The sequence below is a fragment of the Carboxydothermus hydrogenoformans Z-2901 genome (genome assembly GCF_000012865.1).
GTDB classification, from domain to species: Bacteria; Bacillota; Z-2901; order Carboxydothermales; family Carboxydothermaceae; genus Carboxydothermus; species Carboxydothermus hydrogenoformans.
In genome coordinates this window covers 1,848,165-1,873,453 of record NC_007503.1, presented here as the reverse complement: position 1 = coordinate 1,873,453, position 25,289 = coordinate 1,848,165, and the positions used below count along the sequence as shown (strand labels likewise).

23 protein-coding genes are annotated in these 25,289 nt (G+C 42.9%); all 23 read left to right on the top strand.

Going from position 1 to position 25,289, the window contains the following annotated elements; all coding sequences use genetic code 11:
* Positions 1–8 precede the first annotated feature (8 nt).
* Positions 9–698 (top strand): DNA/RNA nuclease SfsA, encoded by a 690-nt coding sequence (gene sfsA, locus CHY_RS09725; RefSeq protein ID WP_011344979.1) that lies wholly within the window; start codon positions 9–11, stop codon positions 696–698.
* A 65-nt stretch (positions 699–763) separates the two neighbouring features.
* Positions 764–1,594, top strand: a complete 831-nt coding sequence (locus CHY_RS09720; RefSeq protein WP_011344978.1) for a hypothetical protein — start codon at positions 764–766, stop codon at positions 1,592–1,594.
* Between the two features lie 29 nt (positions 1,595–1,623).
* On the top strand, positions 1,624–2,664 hold the full coding sequence (locus tag CHY_RS09715) for a methionine synthase (protein WP_011344977.1): 1,041 nt from the start codon (positions 1,624–1,626) through the stop codon (positions 2,662–2,664).
* Positions 2,657–3,454 carry a histidinol-phosphatase gene (locus tag CHY_RS09710; RefSeq protein ID WP_011344976.1) on the top strand — a complete coding sequence of 266 codons (798 nt, stop codon included), beginning with the start codon at positions 2,657–2,659 and terminating at the stop codon, positions 3,452–3,454. Before CHY_RS09715 ends, CHY_RS09710 begins: the two co-directional genes overlap by 8 nt.
* A 91-nt stretch (positions 3,455–3,545) precedes the next feature.
* Positions 3,546–3,887 (top strand): HPP family protein, encoded by a 342-nt coding sequence (locus tag CHY_RS09705; protein ID WP_011344975.1) that lies wholly within the window; start codon positions 3,546–3,548, stop codon positions 3,885–3,887.
* 57 nt (positions 3,888–3,944) lie between these two features.
* A complete protein-coding gene (locus CHY_RS09700) occupies positions 3,945–6,506 on the top strand; it encodes a molybdopterin-dependent oxidoreductase (protein ID WP_011344974.1) in 2,562 nt (853 codons plus the stop codon).
* Positions 6,506–7,192: a 4Fe-4S dicluster domain-containing protein gene (locus CHY_RS09695; protein WP_011344973.1), complete on the top strand. Its 687-nt coding sequence runs from the start codon at positions 6,506–6,508 to the stop codon at positions 7,190–7,192. Before CHY_RS09700 ends, CHY_RS09695 begins: the two co-directional genes overlap by 1 nt.
* Before the next feature lie 14 nt (positions 7,193–7,206).
* Positions 7,207–8,454, top strand: a complete 1,248-nt coding sequence (gene nrfD / locus CHY_RS09690) for an NrfD/PsrC family molybdoenzyme membrane anchor subunit (RefSeq protein WP_011344972.1) — start codon at positions 7,207–7,209, stop codon at positions 8,452–8,454.
* Positions 8,455–8,620: 166 nt separating this feature from the next.
* The gene (gene mraZ, locus CHY_RS09685; protein ID WP_011344971.1) at positions 8,621–9,052 is read left to right on the top strand and encodes a division/cell wall cluster transcriptional repressor MraZ; all 432 of its coding nucleotides are present in this window, start codon (positions 8,621–8,623) and stop codon (positions 9,050–9,052) included.
* A gap of 11 nt (positions 9,053–9,063) precedes the next feature.
* Complete coding sequence (gene rsmH / locus CHY_RS09680; protein WP_011344970.1) at positions 9,064–9,999, top strand: 16S rRNA (cytosine(1402)-N(4))-methyltransferase RsmH; 936 nt, start codon at positions 9,064–9,066, stop codon at positions 9,997–9,999.
* A 21-nt stretch (positions 10,000–10,020) separates the two neighbouring features.
* Complete coding sequence (locus CHY_RS09675) at positions 10,021–10,440, top strand: hypothetical protein (RefSeq protein WP_041537744.1); 420 nt, start codon at positions 10,021–10,023, stop codon at positions 10,438–10,440.
* Positions 10,441–10,466: 26 nt separating this feature from the next.
* The gene (locus CHY_RS09670) at positions 10,467–12,686 is read left to right on the top strand and encodes a stage V sporulation protein D (protein WP_011344967.1); all 2,220 of its coding nucleotides are present in this window, start codon (positions 10,467–10,469) and stop codon (positions 12,684–12,686) included.
* Between the two features lie 81 nt (positions 12,687–12,767).
* Positions 12,768–14,246 carry a UDP-N-acetylmuramoyl-L-alanyl-D-glutamate--2,6-diaminopimelate ligase gene (locus CHY_RS09665; protein ID WP_011344966.1) on the top strand — a complete coding sequence of 493 codons (1,479 nt, stop codon included), beginning with the start codon at positions 12,768–12,770 and terminating at the stop codon, positions 14,244–14,246.
* A complete protein-coding gene (locus CHY_RS09660) occupies positions 14,243–15,619 on the top strand; it encodes a UDP-N-acetylmuramoyl-tripeptide--D-alanyl-D-alanine ligase (RefSeq protein WP_011344965.1) in 1,377 nt (458 codons plus the stop codon). Before CHY_RS09665 ends, CHY_RS09660 begins: the two co-directional genes overlap by 4 nt.
* Positions 15,606–16,583 carry a phospho-N-acetylmuramoyl-pentapeptide-transferase gene (mraY, locus tag CHY_RS09655; RefSeq protein WP_011344964.1) on the top strand — a complete coding sequence of 326 codons (978 nt, stop codon included), beginning with the start codon at positions 15,606–15,608 and terminating at the stop codon, positions 16,581–16,583. Before CHY_RS09660 ends, mraY begins: the two co-directional genes overlap by 14 nt.
* A 27-nt stretch (positions 16,584–16,610) precedes the next feature.
* A complete protein-coding gene (murD, locus tag CHY_RS09650) occupies positions 16,611–17,966 on the top strand; it encodes a UDP-N-acetylmuramoyl-L-alanine--D-glutamate ligase (protein WP_011344963.1) in 1,356 nt (451 codons plus the stop codon).
* Between the two features lies 1 nt (position 17,967).
* On the top strand, positions 17,968–19,095 hold the full coding sequence (gene ftsW / locus CHY_RS09645; protein WP_011344962.1) for a putative lipid II flippase FtsW: 1,128 nt from the start codon (positions 17,968–17,970) through the stop codon (positions 19,093–19,095).
* Positions 19,095–20,210: an undecaprenyldiphospho-muramoylpentapeptide beta-N-acetylglucosaminyltransferase gene (gene murG / locus CHY_RS09640; RefSeq protein WP_011344961.1), complete on the top strand. Its 1,116-nt coding sequence runs from the start codon at positions 19,095–19,097 to the stop codon at positions 20,208–20,210. Before ftsW ends, murG begins: the two co-directional genes overlap by 1 nt.
* Positions 20,211–21,605 (top strand): UDP-N-acetylmuramate--L-alanine ligase, encoded by a 1,395-nt coding sequence (gene murC / locus CHY_RS09635; RefSeq protein ID WP_011344960.1) that lies wholly within the window; start codon positions 20,211–20,213, stop codon positions 21,603–21,605. It abuts the gene before it with no gap.
* A gap of 4 nt (positions 21,606–21,609) precedes the next feature.
* A complete protein-coding gene (murB, locus tag CHY_RS09630; RefSeq protein ID WP_011344959.1) occupies positions 21,610–22,518 on the top strand; it encodes a UDP-N-acetylmuramate dehydrogenase in 909 nt (302 codons plus the stop codon).
* A gap of 25 nt (positions 22,519–22,543) precedes the next feature.
* Positions 22,544–23,806, top strand: a complete 1,263-nt coding sequence (gene murA / locus CHY_RS09625; protein WP_011344958.1) for a UDP-N-acetylglucosamine 1-carboxyvinyltransferase — start codon at positions 22,544–22,546, stop codon at positions 23,804–23,806.
* A gap of 53 nt (positions 23,807–23,859) precedes the next feature.
* On the top strand, positions 23,860–24,606 hold the full coding sequence (locus CHY_RS09620) for a cell division protein FtsQ/DivIB (RefSeq protein ID WP_011344957.1): 747 nt from the start codon (positions 23,860–23,862) through the stop codon (positions 24,604–24,606).
* The gene (locus tag CHY_RS09615) at positions 24,572–25,288 is read left to right on the top strand and encodes a DUF881 domain-containing protein (protein ID WP_011344956.1); all 717 of its coding nucleotides are present in this window, start codon (positions 24,572–24,574) and stop codon (positions 25,286–25,288) included. The genes CHY_RS09620 and CHY_RS09615 overlap by 35 nt, the downstream gene beginning before the upstream one ends.
* Position 25,289 lies beyond the last annotated feature (1 nt).

Genomic DNA, 25,289 nt, shown 5'->3' with positions numbered 1-25,289 from the left:
GGTCTTAAATGGAATTCAATTTTACTCCAATTCCTGCAGTTTTTTGCAAAAAATTAAACCGTTTTGTAGGTGAAGTGGTTTTACAGGGAGAAAAGGTGTTGGTCCATATTCCCAATTCCGGCCGACTGGCGGAAATTTTAACCGAAGGTCGGCTGGTGTATTTACGGGAAGGCAAAAATCCTGGCCGAAAGTATCAATATGACCTGGTTTTAGCGCAAATGCCGGAATCTTTGGTTTTAGTTGATAGCCTTCTTCCCAATAAAATTGCGCAGGGGCTGTTAGAGAAAGGTATTATAAAGCCTTTTTCTCGGGAGATAGACCAAGTAGCAGCGGAGCAGACCAAGGGGCAGTCCCGCTTTGATTTCAAAGTTCAGCTTCGGGATAAGACTGGTTTTATTGAGGTGAAGTCCGTAACCTTGGTGGAAGGGAAGTATGCTCTTTTTCCCGATGCCCCAACTCCACGGGGAGTAAGGCATTTGGAGGAATTAAGAGCTTTATCTTCTCAATATTTAACAGCGGTGGTTTTTTTAATTTGCCGGGAGGATGCAGAAGTATTTAAACCAAATGATAAATGTGACCCGTACTTTGCTTCAGCGTTAAAAAAAGCGGCAATGGCGGGGGTGTATATTAAAGCTTACCGTTTAAAGTTAGACTTAAAAGGAGTTTACTTTGACCGGGAAATGGAGGTAGTTTTATAATTACTAAAAAAATCCTTGGGGTTAGCCTTGGAAGCTCGCGCCGGGATTTTGCCTTTACTTTTAAAGTGGGACATACCACTTTTTTTGCGAAAAGAACCGGTACCAACGGGGATATAGCCCGGGCAATTAAGTTATTAAAAGACGAGGAATATGATGCGGCGGGAATTGGAGGAATAAATTTTTATTATTACCTGGGTAAGAAAAGGTATCCGCTTTTAGAGGCACAACAAATTAAAAAGGCAACTTCCAAACCTTTGGCGGATGGAAGCTTTATTAAACCTCTATTGGATTTAAAGGCAGTAGAACTTGCCCAAAAACTTCAATTGCTCCCCCAAAATTTTAACGCACTTCTAACATCTTATTTGGACAGGCCCTGGTTATATGCTGGATTAAGGAAGGCGGGGGCTAAGAAAGTTTTAATTGGGGATGCGGCTTTTGCCCTAAAGTTACCCCTTTTTTTCCCGGGGGAAAAACTTTTTACGATAGCAGGTATTTTAACTTTACCGGTACTAAGAACAATACCAATAAAATACCTTTATCCTTTAGGGACAAAGCAGGAAAAAAATACCCCACGCTACAATAAAGTTTTTAGCCGCTGTCAGGTGGTGGCCGGGGATTTCCACTTTTTACGGCGGTATTGTCCTGATTTAACGGGAAAAGTAATTATTACCACTACCTTGCGGAAGGAAGATATAGCTTTTTTAAAAAGCAAAGGGGCCTTGGCGGTAGTGGGTTCGGGTGGGGATTTTCAGGGAATTAGTCCGGGGGCCAATCTTTTAGAAGCTATGGCTTGTGCTTATTTTAAGAAAAATCCCGGGGGAATTACCAATGAAGAGTATGCAAATTTTTTAGAGGCTATTTCCTATAAACCACTGGTTCAAATATTTTCGAAATAAAAAAAGTAATTGATGAGGAGGCAAGGACGATGAAGGAAATTTTAAAAACCGGTATTGGGAGCATGCCACTGGTAGATGCCACAAAAAACCTGGAAATTATCAAGGAAGCGTTACCGCAAATACCCCACTGGCCCCAGATGCCCCAGCGGGGTGTGGCGGAGCATTTTGTTTTTCAGTTTTTACGGCCGTTAACGGAAGTGGGGTTACTGCAGGTAGAAGGAAATAAAGGAATTTTTAAGAAAGATGAAACCTTTCCCGAAAAATTAACATTCTTTTATGAAAAGTATTTTGAAGCTCTTGAAAAAAGGGATTATGCTTTTTTTGCCATGCCCCGGGAAAGTGGAGAAGGGCTTTATCTTTTGGTGGAAAAATTTAATGAGTATTTTCCCAGGGCCCTGGCGGTAAAAGGGCAAATGGCCGGCCCTTTGAGCATCTTACTTACCCTTACCGATGAAAACAAGATACCGGCCTTTTACGATCCGGAGATTCGGGAAGCAGTGGTTAAGACTTTAGTTATGTCGGCCCGCTGGCAGGTAAATTTTTTAAAAAATACTGGAAGGAAGGTTTATTTGTTTGTGGATGATCCGGCAATTGCCAATTACGGCAGTTTCACCCATCTTACTTTAAAACGGGAAGAGGTAGTAGGAGTTTTAAAAGAAATCATTGACGGGATTTTAGAAGAAGGAGGTATACCCGGAGTCCACTCCTGTGCCGGTATCGACTGGTCAATAGTAACGGAAGCTGGAGCACAGGTTGTATCGGTAGATGCTTTTAACTATCTTGATTCCCTGTTTCCGTATAAAGAAGAAATTAAAAGTTTATTAAATACCGGGGGAATTTTAGCCCTGGGGATTATTCCTACCGGCCCGGAAATAGAGAATTATAGTTTAGAAGACCTCTACAAGGATTATGAACGAAAAGTTAATTTGTTAAGGGAAATGGGAGTAGTTTCGGATAATTCGAATATCATGCTGACTCCGGCCTGTGGCACGGGGCTTTTACTTCCGGAGCATGCGGAAAAGATATACGGCCTTTTGCGGGATTTTGGAAAGGAAATCACCAATGATTGATTTACACGTACACACCGTTTATTCCGGGCACGGGGAAGGGGAGTTTGAGGATTATATCCAAAAAGCCCGGGAAAAAGGAGTTACGGAACTTGGCTTTAGTGAACATTTTCCCATGGCATTATATGGAAAAGACTTTCCGGGGTATTCCATGAAGGTTAACGATTGGCCCCAATACTTAAGAAAGCTTTTTAAGTTAAAGGAAACGTACCCTTTTTTAAAAATTGGGCTGGAAGTGGATTATTTTCCTGAAAGTGAAGGGGAAATCAAAAGAGCTTTAAAAGATTTACCGGTGGATTATCTTATTGGCTCGGTTCATTTTATAGACAACTGGCCTTTTGACGATCCCGCGGAAATTGAAAGCTATCGAGGTAAAGATTTAAAAGAGCTGACAGCAAAATATTTTGATTTAGTTAAAAAAGTGATTAGATTAGGGATTTTTAATGTTATCGGCCACTTGGATTTAATAAAGAAATTTGGCCTGGTTAGCTTTGCACTTATTGAGCCCCATTTACCGGAAATTTTCCTGGAATTAAAAAATTCCGGGATGGTGCTGGAAATTAACACCGCAGGCTTACGCTATCCGGCTAAGGAGCAATATCCAAGTAAAATTATCATTGAGGAAGCGGTAAGGGAAAAAATCCCTCTTACTACCGGTTCCGACGCCCATAAGCCGGAGCACCTTGCCTATAAATTTCCGGAAATTTACCAGATGTTAGAGGGAATTGGCGTAAAAAACCTTACAACTTTTGCAAATCAAAAAGCCCGGGAAATTCCTTTAAACCGTCCGTAATTGGGCGGTTTTTTTTTGTGATTTAAAACACAGAAATTTTGTTTTTAATAATTTAAACTGCAATACAAAGGGGGTGTACTGTTATAAAGCAATGAGAGAAAGAAAAGATAAATTAAAAAAAATGTTTTGGACGATAATAGGAAGTTTTTTCGGTATTGGGGCTATTTCTTTTTTAGCGTTTATTTACAAGATACCACTGCTTTTGCCCTCGTTGGGAGCCACCGCGGTAATCCTTTTTAGCGCCTATGAAAGTCCTTTTGCCAGACCAAAAAGCGTTTTGGGTGGGCATATAATTTCGGCTACCGTTGGAGTGTTTATTGCCCATTTAGCAGGTAGTAACTGGTGGAGTATTGCACTTGGAGTTACTTTGGCAATTGGGGCTATTAATTACGGTTTTTTTAAAAAAGTATTTGGACGTGAAAGAAATTTGTAAGAATTCAGGGGTAAACTTACTCAAGAATATAAAGAATGTTAAAACGAGGTGGTTTAGGTGAAGTACAAAGTAAAGCTTACCCGGCGTCAGTTTTTGAAAGGTACGGCTGCTGCCGGTGTTCTGCTGGGAGCCGGAGGCGGAAGGGTACTGGTTAAAAAAGCTTTAGCCGATAACCGTGCTCGGGAAGTTAAATTTGTTCGTACTACCTGTTCGCCCAACTGCACCAGCGCTTGTGGTATTAAAGCAATGGTAGTGGATGGGCAAATTAAAGCATTATTCCCCACTAATGACTATCCTGACCCGGAATACAACCCCAGGGGTTGTTTACGGGGGATATCTTTTATTAACTTGATATACGGTCCAGACCGGCTCAAAGGGCCCAGAATTAAGGAAGGTGGCCGGGGATTAAAAGGGAAATTTAGAGATGTATCCTGGGAGGAAGCTTTAGATTATACTGCTCGAAGGCTTAAAGAAATTGCGGAAAAATATGGGCCTGAATCAATAGGTGTTAGTTTCCAAGTAGGGGGTACCGGCTACGTCCATAAGGGAGCTATGGTAGCATTAGCTACCCTTGCTGGCTGGACCTTACATCACGCTTACGATTTAAACGGGGATTTACCAATGTTTTGGCCCCAGACTTTTGGAGTGCAAACGGAAGAGTTGGAACCTTTAGAATGGGTAAACTCGCGCTATACTGCTATATTTGGTTCCAACGTTATGGTGACCCGGCTTATTGACTCGGATTTACTTTTGGAATCGAAAAAGCGGGGCGGTAAGGTTGTAGTTTTTGACCCCAACTACTCGCCAACGGCAGCTAAAGCCGATGAATTTTACCGGATAAAAGTTTCCAGTGATGCTGCCCTGGCTCTGGGAATTGCCCGGATAATTGTAGAAGAAAAACTTTATGATGAACCGTTTATTAAAACTTATACCGACTTACCGCTTTTAGTTCGCTTAGATAACGGCAAACGTTTGAAAGCTGCTGATGTGGCCGGACTTGCCCTGCCGGCAGGTGTGTCTCCTTACCGGGATGTTTTTGTAGCCTATAACGGCAAGTTTTTAGCGGTAAATCCGGAAAAACTGGAAATGCCCTTAGATGTAGCGCTGGAGGGAGAATATACCGTTACTTTAAAAAATGGCCAAACCGTCAAGGTAAAGCCCATATTTCAGCTTTTAAAGGAAAGCCTCAAAGTTTACACGCCGGAATTTGTAGAGCGGGAAACCGGCGTAAAGGCAGAGGATGTAGTAAAAATAGCCCGGGAAATGGCTACGATAAAACCGCTTCACATTATTTATGGGGCGAGCAATTATCAGTGGTATCACGGCGATTTAAAAGGCCGGGCGTTAGCGTTGATAGTGGTACTTACCGGCAACCTTGGGAAACCAGGAGCGGGGATTTCTACTTACGCAGGACAGTACCGGATCAGGTTAAAAGTAAACAAATGGTGGTTTCCGGAAGGAAAGAAAGCAAAGTGGTATCCCTGGCTTTATATCCTACACGGACCTACGGAAAACATGGTGGCCCCTAAGCCCAAAAATGGAATAAAGGCTTTAATTTTTGGCTGGCACAACCCCTTTGACCAGCACAATATGGCCAATCGCCTGCGAGAAATGGTGGAAAAGGGTGAGTTAGAGTTTGTGGTAGCTATAGATTTTCAAAATTCCACCAGCTGTCAGTGGAGCGATGTGGTATTGCCGGGTGTTACCTGGTATGAAAAAACCGAACTTACCGCAACGCCGGTGCATCCATATCTGCAACTTCAGCAACCGGCAATAAAACCACTATATAATTGTAAGCCGGAACTCTGGATATTTAGAGAACTGGCCAAAAGAATCAATCCGGAATTTGAAAAGCACTTCTTCCCCGGCCTTGATCCGGATAAAGCGGCGGAAAAGGCCATTGAACTGATGTTGGCTACCGGTGGTCCAACGGTAGCAGGGATTACCTTAGAACAACTGAAGAAGGGGCCAGTAAGATTAAAACTGGGGACTCCTGGAAACAGGCAAATAATGTTTTACGAACAGATCGTTGAGAAAAAGCCATTCCCGCCGGAGAGTTTACCGGTACCCCTTGAAAAAACCGCGCAATTTGTTAAAAGCGGGCGGATTGAGTTTTACAAAGACGAAGATATTTTCTTAAAACTTGGCGAGCAGCTGCCGGTGTACAAACCACCTTTTGAAGAAAGCGAGTATGCTTTGGACCCAAGTAGCAAAGGTAAATACCAGTTTGCCTTTATCACCAGGAACTCGCTGTATCGGGTTCACTCCACCCATTCCAACAATATTTGGATGGAAGAGTTGCACAACAATAAGCCCAAGGTTTTTCTTAACCCTAAAGATGCCGAAACAAAAGGTATCAAAGAAGGGGACCTGGTAGAGGTATATAACAGCCGGGGTAAAGTTAAAGGTTACGCCGTTTTGGATCCCGGTATAGGCGAAAAAGTCATAGTTTTTGAACAGGGCTGGTGGAGCCGTTATTTAAAGGAAACCTCCTACAACTCCTTAACCTATCCGTTTATTAAACCGACGCACGAGGTGTATTTTGTACCCGGTGTGTGGAGCCCGAATACGGCCTGGAATGAATGCCTGTGTGATGTGAGAAAGGTGGGTGAAAGTTAATGCGTTACGGTATGGTCATAGACCTTGATAAATGCATTGGCTGCCGGACCTGTGCGGTGATTTGTAAAGAACATAATTCCCAGCCTCCGGGGACCTGGTGGAACCGGGTTTTTACCCCGGGGAGCGAAGAACACCAAACGGCGGTGGAAAAAGACGGGCATTTGCAGATGTATTTTTTGCCGGTAGCCTGCCAGATGTGTGAAAATGCTCCCTGTGTCAAAGTTTGTCCTGTAGGGGCCACTTATACCGACGATAAGGGGCGGGTACTGGTAGATTATGAGCGTTGCATAGGCTGTCGCTACTGTATGACTGCTTGTCCCTATGGTGTTCGCCAGTTTAACTGGGAAGACCCGAAAAAAGCTAAAGACCGGGTTGGATACATGAAGGGGTACAGCTACGGTTATCCCTTTGACCACCGGGACAAGGATGACCGACTGGTTTATACCCAAAACCGTCCAAAAGGCGTAGTAGAGAAATGCACTTTTTGCGTCCAGTATACCGATAAAGGAGAACTTCCGGCTTGTGTTCAGGCTTGCCCGGCCCATGCCAGAATATTTGGTGACCTTGACGACAAAGATTCCGAAATTAGTAAATTAGTCCATGAAAGACAGGTCGTTCAATTAAAAGAACATTTAGGAACTAAACCCAAAGTCTATTATCTGGCGCCAACTAAGGGAAGACGGTAAAAGGAGGCAATACAATGAAAAAGTTAAATCAATTATTATTGATTGGCATACTGCTGTTTGTAATTAGCATTATTGCCTGGGGCTATCAGTTAAGCCAGGGCCTGGTGGTAACCAACCTGCGTAACCCCTTTAGCTGGGGACTTTATATCGCTACCTTTGCTTTTTTTGTGGGTATTGCTGCCGGGGGTTTAATTGTGTCATCGTCAATTTATCTTTTTGGTATCGAACAGTTAAAGCCTTTCACCCGGATTGCTTCCCTTTCGGCTTTTGCCAGTATTGTAGGCGCTGGTGCAATAATCTTACCCGATATTGGTCGACCGGAGCGAATTTATAACATGCTCTTACATCCCAATTTTCGTTCACCCCTGGTGTGGGATGTTATCGTAATTTCGTGTTACTTAATCCTAACCTTTTTAAGTGTCTATTTTCAGCTTTTGCCGGAATGGAAAAAGGAAAACCGGGGCTTTTTAAACGGCTGGACCAAAAATTTAAGTCAGGAACAGGTAGAAGATATTTCCCGGCTCTGGGCTAAAAGGGTTTCATTAATTGGTCTTCCCTTTGCGGTCTTGATTCATACCGTAACTGCTCTTATCTTTGCGACGCAAGCTTCCCGGGATTGGTGGCATACTGCCGTGCTGCCGCCGGATTTTATCGCGGTGGCTACCGCTTCCGGAACAGCCCTGGTGATGCTTATCTCTTTGTTAGTTGCAGGAAAAGAACGGTTTGTGCAGTATAAAGGAGCGTTTAAAAGCTTTGCCTTTATTATTGCCGGTTCCTTAATTGTTCACTTTTTCTTCATGTATATTGATTTTTTAGTGCGCTGGTGGTGGGGAGTGCCTGAAGAGCTGAACCCTCTGGCACTGGTATTTAAAAAGTATGGTTTAATTCACCTTTTAGAAGTAGCGTTACCAGCTTTTGTTATGATTTATTTCCTTACCCCAAAGGGCAGGGAGTCCTACAACGGCCTAATTACTGGAAGCATCCTTTTATTTATCGGGGTGTTTGCCCATCGTTTCCTTTTAATGCCAGCTTCGTATAATGTATTTCCGCTTAATTTTACCTTACCGGATACGGAGGCAGAAATGGTCAATTACCCGATTGCTATTGGGGTATATAAGAAAGGGGCCGCGGTGTTTGCCAGCTTTTGGCATTATGCCCCTTCTCCGGTGGAAATAGCAGTAGCTCTTCTTCCTTTTGCCCTGGTAATTATCATCCTGACATTTATGCTTAAAACTTATAAATTTTTACCCGATACTAAATAACTCACCTTTTTCCGAACGCCGCCCGTAATTGGGCGGTTTTTTTTGCCTTCAAAATTTCTGTGATAAAAGTCACACATTTAAGCAGGATTTTTTTTACCTTTGTAGAATTGAATAGTGGAGAAAAGTGGTTTAAAGTGGTGCGAATTTGGTTAAGGTGGGGAAGCCGATGTTTATGGGGGAGTATTCCCATACCATGGATGCCAAGGGTCGGGTTTTTATTCCGGCTCGTTTCCGCGAGGAGCTGGGAGAAAAGTTTATTGTCACCAAAGGGCTGGATCATTGCCTTTTTGTATTCCCCCAGAAGGAATGGAAAGTTATAGAAGAAAAAATAAAAGCGCTTCCCTTTACCAATCAAGATGCCCGGGCCTTTGTCCGGTTATTTTTTGCCGGAGCCGCCGAGTGTGAGCAGGACAAACAGGGCAGGGTATTGCTGCCCAACCATTTAAGGGAATACGCCAAACTTGATAAAGAGGTAGTTATAGTGGGAGTTGGTACCCGGGTGGAAATTTGGAGTCAGGAACTCTGGAACAATTACTGCAACGGGGCTCAGGCAGCTTATGAAGAAATTGCCGAAAAAATGGTTGACTTTTTATTATAGAGGGATTTAATATGGAGTTTTCCCATGTGCCGGTGTTGCTTAATGAAACAATTGAACATTTAAACCTTAAAGCTGGCGGAGTATATGTGGATGCCACTTTGGGTGGTGGGGGCCACAGTGAAGAAATATTAAAAAGGGCTGACTGCCGGGTAGTGGGATTGGACCAGGATGAAGATGCTTTAAACCATGCCGCCAAACGATTGGCACCTTTTGGCGATAGATTTATTCCGGTTAAAAGCAATTTTCGCAACATAAGAAAAGTGGTTTACCGTCTGGGTCTTGATGCGGTAGATGGGGTACTAATGGATCTGGGGGTTTCGTCTTTTCAGCTGGATAATCCTCTAAAAGGCTTTAGTTTTCAGCATGATGGCCCGCTGGATATGCGGATGGATCCCCAAAACCCAAAGACGGCAGCGGATGTGGTAAATACTTATCCCGAAAAAGAACTAATAAGAATTTTTTACGAATACGGGGAAGAAAGGTATGCCCCGCAAATTGCCCGGGCTATTGTAAAACGCCGGGAAAAAAAGCCTTTTACCTCTACCTTAGAACTTGCCGAGGAAATAATTCGGGCTGTACCTGCCAAAGCCCGAAGGGAAAAACATCCCGCCAAAAGGGTCTTTCAGGCCATAAGAATTGAAGTTAATGATGAATTGAGCAGTTTGGAAGAGGGCTTAGTGGGTGCGGTGGAAGTTTTAAAGCCCGGAGGGCGGATTGTGGTCATAACTTTTCATTCCCTGGAGGACCGGCTGGTAAAAAATTTTTTCCGACGGGAAGAAAATCCGTGTATTTGTCCAAAGGACTTTCCCATGTGCGTTTGCGGCAAAAAACCAAGGCTTAAAGTTATTACGAAAAAACCGTTGGTTCCAAGCGAGGAGGAAATTGAAAAGAATCGCCGCGCTCATAGTGCCAAGCTTAGAGCTGCCGAAAAATTATCTTTTGCATAAAATAAAAGGAGCGTGAATAAGTTGGTATTGGCAAAAGAAAAACCGGTGATTTCAGAACAACCTAAAATAAAGAAAAAACCCAGAAAGGATTTAATTTTGGGGTTAAAAATTTGGGCAGTAGGAACTCTTTTTCTCTTTTTGTCCGGGGTTTCTTTTGCCACCGTTTTTGCCTATAGAGCTTCGCTGGGTTACGAGATTGCCCGGCTTAAAAAAGAAATCAATGCCTTAAAAATCCAAAACGATGCTTTAAAAATGGAGATAGCCTCAATTGATAACAGTAAGGAAATTGAAAAAATAGCCCTATCCCGGGGAATGGAAAAAGCAACCGATAATGTCATGTATGTTGCGATCAACCTGCCGGAAGAAAAGAAGGAAACTCCTAAAACAGAAAAAAGTGGGAATCGGTTAATCGCTTTATTAACCCGCGTATTTAACCGTTAGGAAGAAAGCCGAAGGAGGCCGTTAGTTTGCAAAATTATAAAACCATTTATAAAAAAAGAACCGGTGCATTATTCTTGCTTTTAGCTGCTTTTGCCTCCATAATCATTGTGAGGCTTTTTTATTTGCAGGTGATAAAAGCCGAGACTTTAAGAAGTGAAGCTTTAGCAGACCGGCAAAGTGAAATAATTTTACCGCCGCAAAGGGGAAATATTTATGATCGCAACGGAAATTTATTAGCCCAGTCCATCAGTGTGGAATCATTAGTAGCAAATCCCAAACAGTTGATGAAATATTATTACGATGAAACCAAGGAAGCTCCTCCAGAAGATAAGGAAAAGGATGGGAAAAGCCTAAAGCCCAAGCCTTTAGGTTTACTGGTAGATAAGTTAAGCAAGATTTTAAATTTAGATGAAAAAGCCAAGGAAAATTTACGCCAAAAACTTTCCAACACCCGGAGTAGTTTTATTTGGATTAAACGGAAACTTTCCTACGATGAAGCCAAAGCTTTGAAAAAGCTCTTAGCGGATAAGGAAGATGAGGTTTATACTTTCGGTCTTGAATTAGTGGAAGAAACCCAACGGTACTACCCCCATAATGATTTTGCCGCACACCTCTTAGGTTATGCTGGTACCGATAATCAGGGGCTTGCCGGTCTTGAACTTAGTTTAGATAAGTATCTAAAAGGTATCCCTGGCCGCCTGGTCACCGAAAGAGACGCCCGGGGTTTAGAGATTCCTGAATCTTCATCCTTATACATTCCTGCACGGCCCGGAAACAATGTTTATCTCACCATTGATGAAACTATCCAGTATTTTGTGGAAAGAGAATTGAACAATATTGAAAGTCAGTTAAAGCCTGCTTTAGCGATGATTATCGTCATGGATCCAAAAACGGGGGAAATTTTGGGGATGGGTTCTCGGCCTAACTTTAATCCCAACGAATTTGCCAAATATCCGGCGGAGGTTCGGGAAAAAAACTTTGCAATATGGTATAATTATGAGCCGGGTTCGACCTTTAAAATTATTACTTCCGCTGCGGCTTTGGAAGAAGGAGTGGTTCATCCCCAAGACCGTTTTTATGATCCGGGTTATATTGTTGTTAACGGTCGCAAGATAAGATGCTGGAGTAAGACTCCGCACGGTGCTCAGTCGTTTGCGGAGGTTATCCAAAACTCTTGCAACCCTGGGTTTGTCAAGGTTGGTTTAAGTTTGGGTAAAGAGCGGTTTTACAAATACATTAGAAGCTTTGGTTTTGGTGAAAAAACGGGGATTGAACTTCCCGGGGAGCAAAAAGGTCTTATCATCCCCGAAGACAAAGTAACCAATGTTAACCTTGCCACAATTTCCATTGGGCAGTCAATCGCAGTAACGCCAATCCAGCTTATCCGGGCGGTTTGTGCTGTCGCCAACGGCGGTAAGCTTGTCGAACCTCACGTAGTAAAAAAAATAGTTGACCAAGCGGGAAATATAGTTCTTGAAAATAAGCCCCGTTATTTAAAACGGGTGATTTCCGAAGAAACCGCCAGGACCCTAAGAGAGCTTTTGGAGCGGGTTGTTTTAAAGGGAACGGGCACCAAAGCCTACATTAAAGGCTTTCGGGTGGCCGGTAAAACGGGAACCGCTCAAGTGGTTTCCCCTACCGGTGGTTATGCCCCGGGAAAATATGTGGCTTCATTTGTTGGCTTTGCTCCGGCCAACGATCCCAAGTTTGCTGCTTTAGTGGTAATTGTCGAACCAAGTACAGGAGTTTATTACGGCGGCCAGATAGCTGCTCCGGTTTTTAAAAGTTTAGGGGAGGATATTTTAAGATACATGGGCGTAAAGCCCCAGGAAGATCCGGAACCGGCGAAAAACGAAGGACCAATTGAAGTTTTCCCCGAAGAGGTAAGGGTACCTGCTTTAGAGGGGTTAACCCTCTGGGAAGCCCAGAAAAAGATTATCGAAAACGGGCTAATCTTTAATGTGGAAGGGCATGGGCCAAAAGTAGTAAAGCAATCGCCGGAGCCGGGAGTTATCGTTCCCGAAGGTACCGAAATTACCTTGACCCTTGGTCAGGGGAAGGGAGATACCGATAAAGTTATAGTTCCCGAGCTTACAGGCCTTACCTTTGATGAGGTTAGTGGAATTTTAAAGCGGCTGGGACTTGGTTTTCGCTATATCGGTTCCGGGGTTGCGGTAGAACAAAACATCAGCCCTGGAACGGTGGTGCCGCCCGGGACTGTGGTGGAAGTGAAATTTAAAAATTAAGGCCACAGCCCCTGGGGGCTCTTTGTTTATAATTAAAATAGCAATTAATGGTAAAAATAATTAAAAAGGAAGTGGCCAAATGTGAAAATTGCTGAGTTAGTTGAGATTTTAAAAACGATTATAACCAAAAACGGTATAAACTGGGCAGAACTCGAGGTAACGGGAATCGAGCAGGATTCAAGACAAGTAAAACCTGGAAATATTTTTGTGGCGATAAAAGGTTTTACCGCCGATGGCCACGATTTTATTGAAAAAGTTATCGAAAAAAAACCAGCACTAATTGTGGCCGAGGAAGAACGACCCGGAATTTTTGGGGTAAATCACCTTTTAGTTAAAGATAGTCGGCAGGCTCTGGCCCTTTTAGCCCGGACTTTTTACGGTAATCCTACGGAAAAAATTAGTGTTATCGGGGTAACCGGTACCAATGGTAAGACTACCGTTACCCATTTGGTAACCTCTCTTTTAGAAAGCTTCGGTTATAAAACCGGGTTAATAGGGACTATCTACAACCGCATAGGGGATAAGATCCTTCCGGTAACCAATACTACCCCCGATGCTTTGAGTTTACAACGGCTTTTTGCCGAAATGGTAAAAAGCGAAGTTTCCCACGTAGCTATGGAAGTATCGTCCCATGCTTTAGTACAAAAGCGGGTTTTAGGAATAGATTTTAAAACCGGGGTTTTTACTAATTTAACCCAGGATCATTTGGATTTTCACGAATCCATGGAAAATTACTTTAATGCTAAAAAGGAACTCTTTAAGATTTTGGCGGAGCAAAAAGCCCTACCTGGAGTGATCAATAAGGATGACTTTTACGGTCAAAGGATATTAAAAGAAGTAGCCCACCCTTTTGTCACTTACGGAATTAAAGAACAGGCCGATATTACCGCTAAAAATGTTGAACTTACCAATAGCGGTACCGCTTTTACCCTTTGCTATCAGGAGGAAGAATATCCGGTAAAGGTAAAACTTCTCGGGCTTTTTAATGTTTACAATATTTTGGCGGCGGTGGGAACCCTTTTAACCTTGGGGTTTTCTTTACCCGATATTGTTAAAAATTTACCTTTGTTAAACCCCGTCCCCGGACGCTTTGAGTTAATTGATGAAGGACAGGATTTTGCGGTTATTGTGGATTATGCTCACACTCCCGATGGTCTGGAAAATATTTTAAAGTCGGCAAGGGCAATTACTCCCGGAAGAGTTATTGCGGTCTTTGGTTGCGGGGGCGATAGGGATAAAACCAAACGGCCTAAAATGGGTAAGATTTCCGCAACTTTAGCGGACATAACGATCATTACCAGCGATAATCCACGGACCGAAGACCCGGAAGCAATCATCAACGAAATCGAAAAAGGATTTTTTGATGCTTTGCCGGGAAAATACCTTAAAGAGGTTGACCGGAAAAAAGCTATTAAGACCGCTCTGCTGCTGGCCAAGCCGGGGGATACCGTGGTGATTGCCGGAAAAGGGCATGAAGATTATCAGATAATTGGAACGACCAAATATCCTTTTGATGATCGGGTAGTGGCCCGGGAAATACTGCGAGGGGAACGGAGATGAGAAAAATTTTAGCTTCTACCATTGCCCGGGTAACCGGAGGAGTATTGTTAGGTGAAGACCGGGAGTTTACCGAGGTAAGTACCGACACCCGGACGCTTAAGCCTTACGCTTTATTTGTAGCTTTACATGGAGAAAAGCTGGATGGGCATGAATTTGTACCGGATGCTGTGGCCAAAGGTGCGGCAGGAGTTGTTGTTGAGAGACCTTTTTCCATAAATGTAACCCAGATTGTGGTTAAAGATACTTTTCGGGCTTTACAGGAACTGGCGTTGTACAATAGACAAAAAGAGGGATTAAAAGTCATCGGAATTACCGGTAGCAACGGTAAAACCACGACCAAGGATTTGGTAAAAGCAGTGCTTCGGCAAAAATATAACGTATGTGCTACGGAAAAAAACTTTAATAACGAGTTAGGGGTGCCTTTAACTTTATTAAATTTTGACGAAAACACCGAGGTTGGAATAGTAGAAATGGGTATGCGGGGGCTGGGAGAGATAGATGCTCTCTGCCAGGTTGCCCGCCCCGATATCGGTATTATAACCAATATCGGCGAAGCGCATCTTGAGCTTTTAAAAAGCCAGGAAAATATTGCCCGGGCGAAAAGCGAATTAATTAAAAATTTACCCGGTGATGGTGTAGCGATTATTAACGGAGAAAGTCCATATATTAAGGAAATTGTTGCAAACATTCCCGTAAAAAAGTATTTCTTTGGCCATCGAGCCGGAGATTTATACATAAAGAAATTTTCTCAGGAAGACGATGGGCTAAGATTTATTACCGCAGGTATTCTTGAAGAAGAGTTTTTTCTGCCGTTATTTGGAGTGCACAATGCGGTTAATGCTTTAGCGGCAATTCTGACGGCGTTGACTTTAGGGGTAAGGGTGCCGTTAATCAAAAAAGGACTTTCGGAAGTAGAGCTTACCGGAATGCGTTTGGAAATTCAATTCATAGGAAGCATGAAAATCATAAAAGACTATTACAATGCCAGTCCCACCTCTATGGAAGCTGCCCTGAAAGTTTTGGCAGGTACCGGGCAAAAGGGAAGAAAAATTGCTGTTTTAGGAGAGATGTACGAGCTGGGGGATTTTGAAACCACTGGGCACCGAAGGGTGGGAGAGGTGGCTTCTAAGCTTGGAGTGGACTTTTTAATTACCGTTGGGCCAAAGGCGCGGGAAATTGGCAATGGGGCTTTAGCTGGAGGTATGAGCCCGCAAAATATTTTTCATTTTGCAACCAAGGAAGAAGCGGGAAGTTTTTTACTAAACTTTTTAAAACCAGAGGATACTGTTTTATTAAAAGCTTCCCGCGGGATGAAGTTTGAGGAACTATTTGCCACAATAGAAAGAGGTTGGTTTAGCAATGGTAATCACTAAAGGAGTTACGGCTTTGCTGGTTTCCTTTTTCGTAGCTTTAGGGGGAGGTAGGGTTTTAATACCCTGGCTTTTAAAATTAAAAATCGGCCAAACGGTCCGTACGGAAGGTCCCAAACGCCATTTAAAGAAATCCGGGACTCCCACTATGGGAGGAATTATCTTCCTGTTAAGTTTAGTTGTAACGGTGGTGGTTTTTCAGGCCTTTGATGCAAAAACGCTTCTTTTGTTAATAACCACCTTGCTGTTTGGTTTACTGGGTTTTTTAGACGATTATCTTAAAGTGGTTTTACGCCGACCTTTGGGTTTAAGAGCCAGGGAAAAGCTCCTTGGCCAGGTGATTTTTTCTTTGGTTTTGACTTTTGGCGCGGTAGCTTTTTTAGGACGGGGAACCGACTGGTATATTCCCTTTAGTCGTTTGCTTTTGGGCGAACCCCGGTACCTGGAATTGGGGAATGTTTTCTTTTTTGCCGCTACAATTTTTATTATGGTTGGCTTTGCTAATGCAGTTAATTTAACCGATGGTGTAGATGGACTTTGTTCCAGCGTAACTTTAATTGTGATGAGCTTTTTTGCGATGACTTCTTTGGCGTTAAAAGAAAAGGGCCTGTTTATTTTTGCCCTTGCTTTAATGGGAGGTTTAGTGGGTTTTTTAGTTTATAACCGGCATCCGGCAAAGGTTTTTATGGGAGATACCGGCTCGCTGGCCTTAGGAGCTGCAGTAGCGGGATTTGCGGTTTTAACCCAAACGGAACTATTTTTACTGTTGGTAGGTTTAATTTATGTTGTGGAAACTTTATCGGTCATAATCCAGGTGATTGTTTACCAGCTGACCGGTAAAAGGGTATTTAAGATGAGTCCGTTGCATCACCATTTTGAATTATCTGGCTGGTCGGAAAACAAGATTGTGTTGGTTTTTTCCTTGGTAACTTTAATAATGGTTTTAATCAGCGGTTACGGGCTGTAAAATGAAGTGAGGAAAGGAGAAGGTTCGATGATGGGTTTATATACCAATAAACGGATACTGGTGGTTGGAGCGGGGAAAAGCGGCAGAGCAGCGGCAGCTTTTTTAATAAAACGGGGGGCAAAGGTAGTATTAACGGATAAAAAAATGAGCCTGCCGGTGGATGAAGAACTAAAGAAGCTTGCGGAAGAAGGGGTGGAACTGGTTTTAGGGGGTTATCCGCTGGTAAAAGACTGGGAACTCTTAGTAGTAAGCCCCGGCGTACCTTTAACGGAAGAACCTATTGCTTATTCTTTAAAAGAAGGAATACCGGTACTTGGGGAAATTGAACTGGCGTATAAGGAATTAAAGGCTCCAATTATTGCGGTAACCGGCACTAACGGCAAAACTACTACCACTTCCTGGATTGGTGAGGTCCTTAAAATTGCCGGTTTTAAGACGTTAATTGCCGGGAATATCGGTTATCCTTTAATTGAAGCGGTGGAAGAGGAATGGGATGCGGTATCTTTGGAAGTGAGCAGCTTTCAATTAGAGACGATAAAAAGTTTTAAGCCCAAAGTGGCGGTGCTTTTGAACCTAACTCCCGACCATTTAGATCGGCATAAAACTTTGGAAGGTTATTTGGAAGCCAAAGCCCGAATATTTATAAACCAGGACAGGACGGATGTAACCGTACTAAATTATGATGACCCCCGGATAAGAAGCCTTGGCAGGAAAACACCCGGGAGAGTGTTTTACTTTAGCCAAAAGGAAGAGTTAGAAGAAGGGGTTTTTGTCAAAAAGGGCAAGATTGTGGTTAGAAGCTTGGGAGTAGAGGAGGAAATAATTGATATAGAAAACCTGCCCCTTCCCGGGCCTCACAATTTAGAAAATGCTTTAGCAACGGTAGCTGCTTGCTGGAGCTTTGGAGTTTCGGGCAAAAATATTGAAAGGGGGTTAAGGAATTTTCAAGGGGTAGCTCATCGTTTAGAAAAGGTTGCTGAAATAAATGGCGTATTGTATGTTAACGATTCTAAAGGTACCAACCCCGATTCTACAATCAAAGCCCTAAACTCTTATGAGCGACCGATAGTTCTAATTGCCGGGGGAAGAAACAAAGGAAACTCGTTTGGAGAGCTTGCCAGGGAAATAAGAGAAAAAGTCCGGTTTACTATTTTAGTAGGAGAATGTCGCGAGGAGCTAAAAGAAGCTTTAGAAATGGTGGGTTACGATAAATATGTTGTTGCCGAGAGTTTTGAAGATGCAGTGAAAAAAGCAAAAGAGTTGGCTCGGCCGGGGGATGTAGTGCTTTTATCACCGGCGGCAGCCAGCTGGGATATGTTTAAAAATTATGAAGAACGGGGAGAGTTATTTAAAAGGTTGGTTTTAAATATGGTGGAGGGATAAAATGAAGCGGGCAAAGGGCACCCCCGATTTAATCTTTACTTTGTTAATTTTTACTTTGGTTTTATTTGGATTAGTAATGATTTTTTCGGCAAGCCAGTATACCAGTTATGTTCAGTATCATACGGTCTGGTATTATTTCAAAAAACAGCTTTTATGGAGTGTTTTTGGGACAATAGCTTTTTTGTTAGCTTTAGCCTATGATTACCGGAAATTAAGGCGCTACACCGGACCGCTTATTTTAATAGCTGTTATTTTATGTATTTTGGTTGTTTTTGTTGGAGTAGAAGTAAAAGGTGCCCAGCGCCAATTAAGATTTGGCTGGTTAAACATCTCTCCATCTGAGGTGTTAAAATTTGCTATAATAATTTTTTTAGCAAAACATTTCCAAAAAAATTACCAGTATATTACCGATTTTAAAAAAGGCTTTTTACCGGTAGTAATAATTATGGCCTTGGCCGATTTACTCGTTCTTTTGCAAAAAGATTTAGGAACAACCTTGGCCATCAGTGGAACGGTTTTTGCCCTGCTTATGATTGCCGGTGCCAAGCCTTCCCACTTAACCGGTCTTGGTATTTTGGGAATTTTAGGTGTTTTGGGGGCAATTTTTTTGGAAGAGTACCGGAGAAAAAGGCTTATCGGGTTTTGGTACTTGCTTATCGGTGATGAAAATAAGTTAAAAGGATATGAAGCTGTTATCTATCAGGTAAAGCAGTCCCTTTATGCCATAGGTTCCGGTGGTATATTTGGGGTGGGGCTGGGACGGAGCCACCAAAAAATGTTTTATTTACCTGAGCAGCATACCGATTTTATTTTCGCCATCATCGGCGAAGAACTTGGGCTGGTTGGAACGATTTTTGTTGTAAGCTTGTTTTTGGCGATTCTCTACCGGGGACTTAAGCTTGCCCATTGGGCGCCAGATGTTTTTGGCTTTTTCCTGGTAGCCGGCTTTACTTGCATGATGGTGATTCCGGCGCTAATTAACATTGCGGTTGCTACCGGAGTATTTCCGGTAACCGGGATTCCCCTGCCTTTTATAAGTTATAGCGGTTCCTCACTCATTATTAACATGACTGCTGCCGGTATTATTGTCAATGTATCTTGCTACCGACGCGGGAGGAGTGAATTTTAATGAAACTGGTTTTTGCCGGGGGAGGTACGGGAGGCCACCTTTACCCGGCATTAGCTATTGCTCAAAGCTGGAAGGAAAGCCACCCCAACGACGAAATCCTTTTTGTTGGTACGCCAAGGGGTATAGAAAACACGGTGGTTCCAAAGTACGGATTTCCCTTGTATTTGCTCCCGGTGGAAGGCATTCCCCGGAAAGTTAGCTGGGAGACGTTGAAAAAGCTTTTTCTTGTTCCTAAAAGCTTAATTAATGCTTTTATTTTTTTAAAAAAGGAAAAGCCGGATATAGTTGTGGGTACCGGCGGATATGCAAGTTTTCCGGTAGTTTTTGCCGCCACGGTTCTTAAAATTCCTACGGTTATCCATGAACAAAATGCTTATCCGGGAATTGCCAATAAAATTTTGGCTGCGAGAGTTGACGCGGTTTGCCTTACCTTTGGGGAAGCAAAAAAAAGAATGAAAGCGAAAAATCTTTATGAAACCGGCCTTCCGGTGAGAAGGGAATTTTTTACCAATGCCGCTAATAGGAATGAATTGCGAAAAAAAATGGGGGTTGGTAAAGATGAGCTTTTACTTGTAGCCTTTGGCGGGAGTCAGGGAGCTCTTACCATAAATAAAGTTGTTGGTTACCTGTTACCGGAAATTATGCTAAGACCTAATTTAAGGTTGGTCTGGGCTACCGGTCCCCGAAACTATGAAAATTTAAAGCAAAAATACAAAAATCTTCCCGAAAGGGTACAAATGGTGCCGTACATTGATAACATGCCGGAAGTTTTACCGGCAGCGGATCTGGCCATCACCCGGGCAGGAGCTGCAACCTTAGCGGAAATTGCAGCTTCTAAAGTTCCTGCGGTGTTAATTCCTTATCCCTATGCGGCGGAAAATCACCAGGAACACAATGCCCGGGCTTTTGTGAGTCACGGAGCTGCGGTTTTACTGCGGGATGCGGAATGCAGTGAGGATCGGGTAAAAGCCACAATTTTGCCCCTTTTGGATAGTCCGGAAAAACTTGTTAAAATGGCGGAAAATGCAGGGAAAGTGTTACGTCGAGATTCGCTTAAAGAAATAACTGGAATTATGGAGGCGCTTTTAAAGCCAAAGAGTAACAAAAAAACTTAAATGGCATATTATAGTACTGTTCTCAAGAGAAAGGTGAGAAAAATGCTTGCAGTACATTTTATAGCGATAGGCGGAATTGGCATGAGCGGGCTTGCACGCATTTTGCAGTCTAAGGGATACCGGGTTTCCGGTTCAGATCTTAAAGAAACTGAACTTACAAAAAAACTTCGTGCCGAAGGGATAACGGTTTTTATTGGACATAGGGAAGAAAACTTAGCTTCCGATGTAAGTTTGGTGGTTGTTTCAACGGCGGTAAGCCAGGATAATCCGGAGCTTTTAAAAGCTAAAAGGTTGGGGATACCGGTAATGCACCGGGGAGAACTTTTGGCAAGATTAATGCAGGAAAAAAAGGGGATTGCGGTGGCCGGTACCCACGGAAAAACTACCACTTCGTCAATGATTGCCTACGTCCTGGAAAAGGAAGGGTTTGATCCGGTAATTGCGGTGGGTGGAGAAATTGTCGACCTGGGGTACAATGCCAAAGCAGGCCAGGGCGAATACATGGTTGCCGAAGCGGACGAAAGTGATGGTTCCTTTTTGAAATTACTCCCCTATGCAGCGGTTATCACCAATATTGAAGCGGATCACCTTGATTACTATCAAAGCTTTGAGGAAATCAAAAAAGCTTTTAAAAAGTTTGCGGATAACATAAGGCCTGAAGGTTTTGGAGTGTTTTGCTGGGATAATCTTCAGGTAAGGGAAATGTTAAAAGGCTATAAAAAAAGGAAGTTTACTTACGGTTTTTCTCCCGGCAGTGACTTTATGTTAAGAGACTACCGGGAGGAACAAAATCAGCTGGTGGCAAATATCTATTATAAAAATACCCTGGAAGGCGAACTTCGTTTAAAAGTACCAGGAAAACACAACATCTTAAATGCGGCTGCAGCTACGGCGGTTTTGCGGAATATCGGTCTTTCCTTTAAAGCGATTTCCGAAAGGCTACTGGAATTTAACGGGGCTAAAAGAAGATTTCAAATATTGGGGGAAAGAAACGGGGCCTTAATTGTGGATGATTACGCCCACCATCCCACAGAAGTGGAAGCTACCCTAAGGGCGGCCAAACTTTATAAGGACCGGGATGTTTTGGTGGTGTTCCAACCCCACCGGTATACCCGTACCCACTTTTTTTATAAAGAATTTGCCCGGGTACTGGTTGATGCGGAAAAGGTGGTTTTAACCGGGATTTATTCGGCGGGAGAGAAACCCATACCGGGGGTTAGCGGAGAAATGATTGCCGAAGAAATGAAAAAATTGGGGAAAAATCCATTATATCTGGAGTCGTTGGATGAGGTTTATAATTACCTGGAACAAAATTTAAAACCAGGACTTTTAGTTCTTTTACTGGGTGCGGGGAATATCAATCAAGTAGGTTACAAGCTTTTAGGAAAGGCGTAAGGATATGGATAAAGCTAAACTTAAAGAAGAATTAACCAAAAGAATAAGCTCACCGGTATTGGAAAATGAGCCGTTAGCGCAACATACTACCTGGAAAATTGGCGGGCCTGCTGACTTTTTAATTGAACCGCAAAGCATAGAAGAGTTGTCTTTGGTCATCCGGTTTTTAACGGAAAATGCGGTAAACTTCAGGGTCATCGGTAACGGTTCAAACATCCTGGTTTTGGATAGAGGATTTCGCGGGGTAATTATCAAAACAAAGAAAATTAATAAGGTGGAAATAACTGCAGGGGGGCAGGTTTTCGCCGAAGCGGGTGTTCTGCTACCGGCTTTAGCAGCCAGAGCCTTAAAAGTTGGCTTAAGCGGTTTAGAGGAGCTTTGTGCTATTCCCGGTAGTGTTGGCGGGGCAATTAGACAAAATGCCGGAGCCCACGGAAAAGAAATAAAAGATGTATTAAAAAGGGTCTGGACCATCAATGAAAGAGGTGAACTTAAGGAATTTTTTGCTAACGAATGTGGTTTTAAGTACCGTTCCAGCCGTTTTAAAGAGGAGAAGCAATGGATCGTAAAAGCCGAGTTTTCCTTAAATCCGGGCGATAAAAAAGAAATCCTGAAAAAAATCAGGGAGTTTCGGGAGAAACGTTTAGCGTCTCAACCTCTGGAGTTTCCCAATGCGGGCAGTGTTTTTAAAAACCCGGAAGGAATACCTGCCTGGAAGTTAATTAAAGAAGCAGGTGCTCAGGGTTTAAAAAAAGGGGGGGCGATGGTTTCCGAGAAACATGCCAATTTTATTATTAATACCGGTGGAGCCAGTGCTGCCGATGTAATTTATTTAATTAATAAAATTCAAGAACTGGTTTGGAAAAAGTTTTCCGTTAAATTACTGCTGGAAGTGGAAGTGTTGGGGGAGTAGAGGGAAGGCGGAGGTGCCTTCTTAAGTGGAAAAGTTTTTTATTGTGGGGAGTCACGGTTTAAAAGGAGAAATAAAAGTTAGTGGAGCAAAAAATTCTGCCCTGCCGATTATTGCTGCCACCCTTCTAACCCGGGAACCATGCGTTTTAGAAAACATTCCCAAACTTGAAGATGTTAATATTATGCTTTCAATCCTCAAAAGATTGGGAAGCAAAGTGGAATTTGGCCAGCTGTTAACCATTCAAAATAACCGAATCAACGAACTTATAATTCCCGAAGAGTTAGCCCGAAAAATTCGCGCTTCAAATCTATTTTTAGGTCCGTTAGTGGCCCGTTTTCAGGAAGGGGTAGTTCCGCTTCCCGGGGGTTGTAATATAGGTAATAGACCAATGGACTTACACCTAAAAGGTCTACGACTTATGGGAGCGGAGGTTGAAGAAAAGTCTGGCTTTATCCGGGCCCGGGCGAAAAAATTAAAAGGCGCCGAAATTCACTTGGATTTTCCTTCGGTGGGTGCTACCGAGAACTTAATGATGGCTGCGGCCTTAGCCCAGGGAACAACGATAATTAGAAATGCGGCCCGGGAGCCGGAGATTGTAGACCTGCAAAATTTTTTAAATCTCATGGGCGCAAAAGTAAAAGGTGCGGGAACTGATATTATAAAAATCACCGGAGTAAACCAGTTAAAGGGAGTTACTCATAAAATAATTCCTGATAGAATAGAAGCAGGAACCCATATGGTAATGGCAGCGGCAACTCAAAGTGATATAATTATTTCAGGGGTTATTCCCGAGCACTTAGAAGCGGTAATGGCGAAACTAAAAGAAGCAGGTGCTTTGATAACCTCTGGCGGCGATTGGGTCAGAGTAACCGGCAAGAGTATTATTAAGCCTGTTGATATCAAGACCATGCCTTATCCGGGATTTCCTACCGACATGCAACCGCAAATTTTAGCTTTATTAACTTTAGCACAGGGAACCAGTATTATCTCGGAAGGAGTTTTTGACAATCGTTTTAAACATGTAGAGGAATTAAGGCGGATGGGTGCGGATATTCGGCTGGAAAGCAGGATTGCTGTTATCAAAGGAGTGCCGAAACTTACGGGAGCTTCGGTTATTGCCCATGATTTACGGGCTGCAGCAGCTCTGGTAATTGCCGGTCTTGCGGCAGAAGGAATGACGGTTTTAGAGGGAATAAAAAATCTTGATCGGGGTTATGAAAACCTGGATTTGAAGTACCAACTTATCGGAGCGCAAATAAAAAGAGTAAACGGCGAGGAAAAATATTAGTTTTTTTTTTGAAATTCCCAAGGACAAGCTTTTTTGGCGAAGGAAGGTACGTTATGAAACGGAAGAAAAAAAGCAGGAAGTTACTTTCTTATCTTTTCATAGTTTTGTTGCTGTTAACATCGGGGTACTTATTTTTGCGCTCTTCCTTCTTTGACCTGAAAAATATTGATATAAGATGTGCTGAACAGGATAAAGGGGTATATGCCAAAGCAGTTATTTCCCTGAAAGGGGTAAATTTATTTGCCATTAATGATAAGGAGATAGAGGATAAATTATTGGCTTATCCTAAGGTTAAAACGGTAAGCATTAAAAGAAAGTACCCGGATACACTTGTTATTTTTGTAAACGAGCGTAGACCTTTTATAGCTTTACCGCAAAACAACCAAAAGGTTGCGGTTTTAGCCGATGATTTTACCGTAATTGACCTGATTGACCCGGGGAGTATTGACCTTCCGGTGGTTGTAGGGCTTGAAGGGTACTCCTTAAAGCCGGGAGAAAAAGTTTCTGCTGAAAAATTAGAGCCAATAAAACGTTACCTGCAAGCCATGAACTCGGAACAAAAAAAGCTTTTATCTACCTTTAAGTACGATAGCGAAGAAGGGGTTGTTGGTTATACCAAAAACGGGGTAAAGCTGATTTTTGGCGATGACCGCGATATCCAGCAGAAGCTTATCATTGCGTTAGGTCTTTTTCAGGAACTGGGAAATAAAGGCAAGAAAATTGAGTATATAAATGTAAGTTTTAAAGGAGCGCCGGTGGTAAAGTATGAAGAAACTGACCGAACATCTCAACAAAAATAAGTTTGGCCTTTTTTTGGTATTTTGCATTTTGGGTATCATGCTGGCCACCCAGTTCAGGCTAACCCGGCAAATGCCTACTACCTTTAGCAGCGAACGGGCAGCTTTGCTTGCAAGACAGGTGGAAGCAGCGGAAAAGAAACATAAGGAGTTAGCCAAAGAAGTAGAAAGTTTGCGCCAGAAAGTTGCCAATTTAACTGAAGAGCAGGGACATTTACGAACCTATCAGGATACTCTTACCAAATATCAGATCTTAGCAGGAACCCTGGCGGTAGAGGGGCCAGGGGTGGAAGTTACCCTGGATGATGCCAAAAAGCCTTTAACTGCCGAAGAAAATCCCAATCTTTACGTTATTCATGATGAAGATGTACTTTTAGTTTTAAATGAATTACGGGCAGCGGGAGCGGAAGCTCTTGGTATTAACGGGGAGCGGGTGACCGCGATGACGGAAATTCGCTGTGTTGGGCCGACGATACTTTTAAACAAAACCAAGCGAATTTCAGCACCCTTTGTCATCCAGGCCATAGGAAACCCCGCTGCTTTGCGCAATTCGTTAATGATGCCCGGTGGTGTTTATGACCAATTGAAAGATTTTATTACAATAAGTATCAAGACTTCGGAGAATATTAAAATTAAGGCAGCAACTCCTCCGGACTATAAATATTTAAAAGAGGGGAGGGGATAAC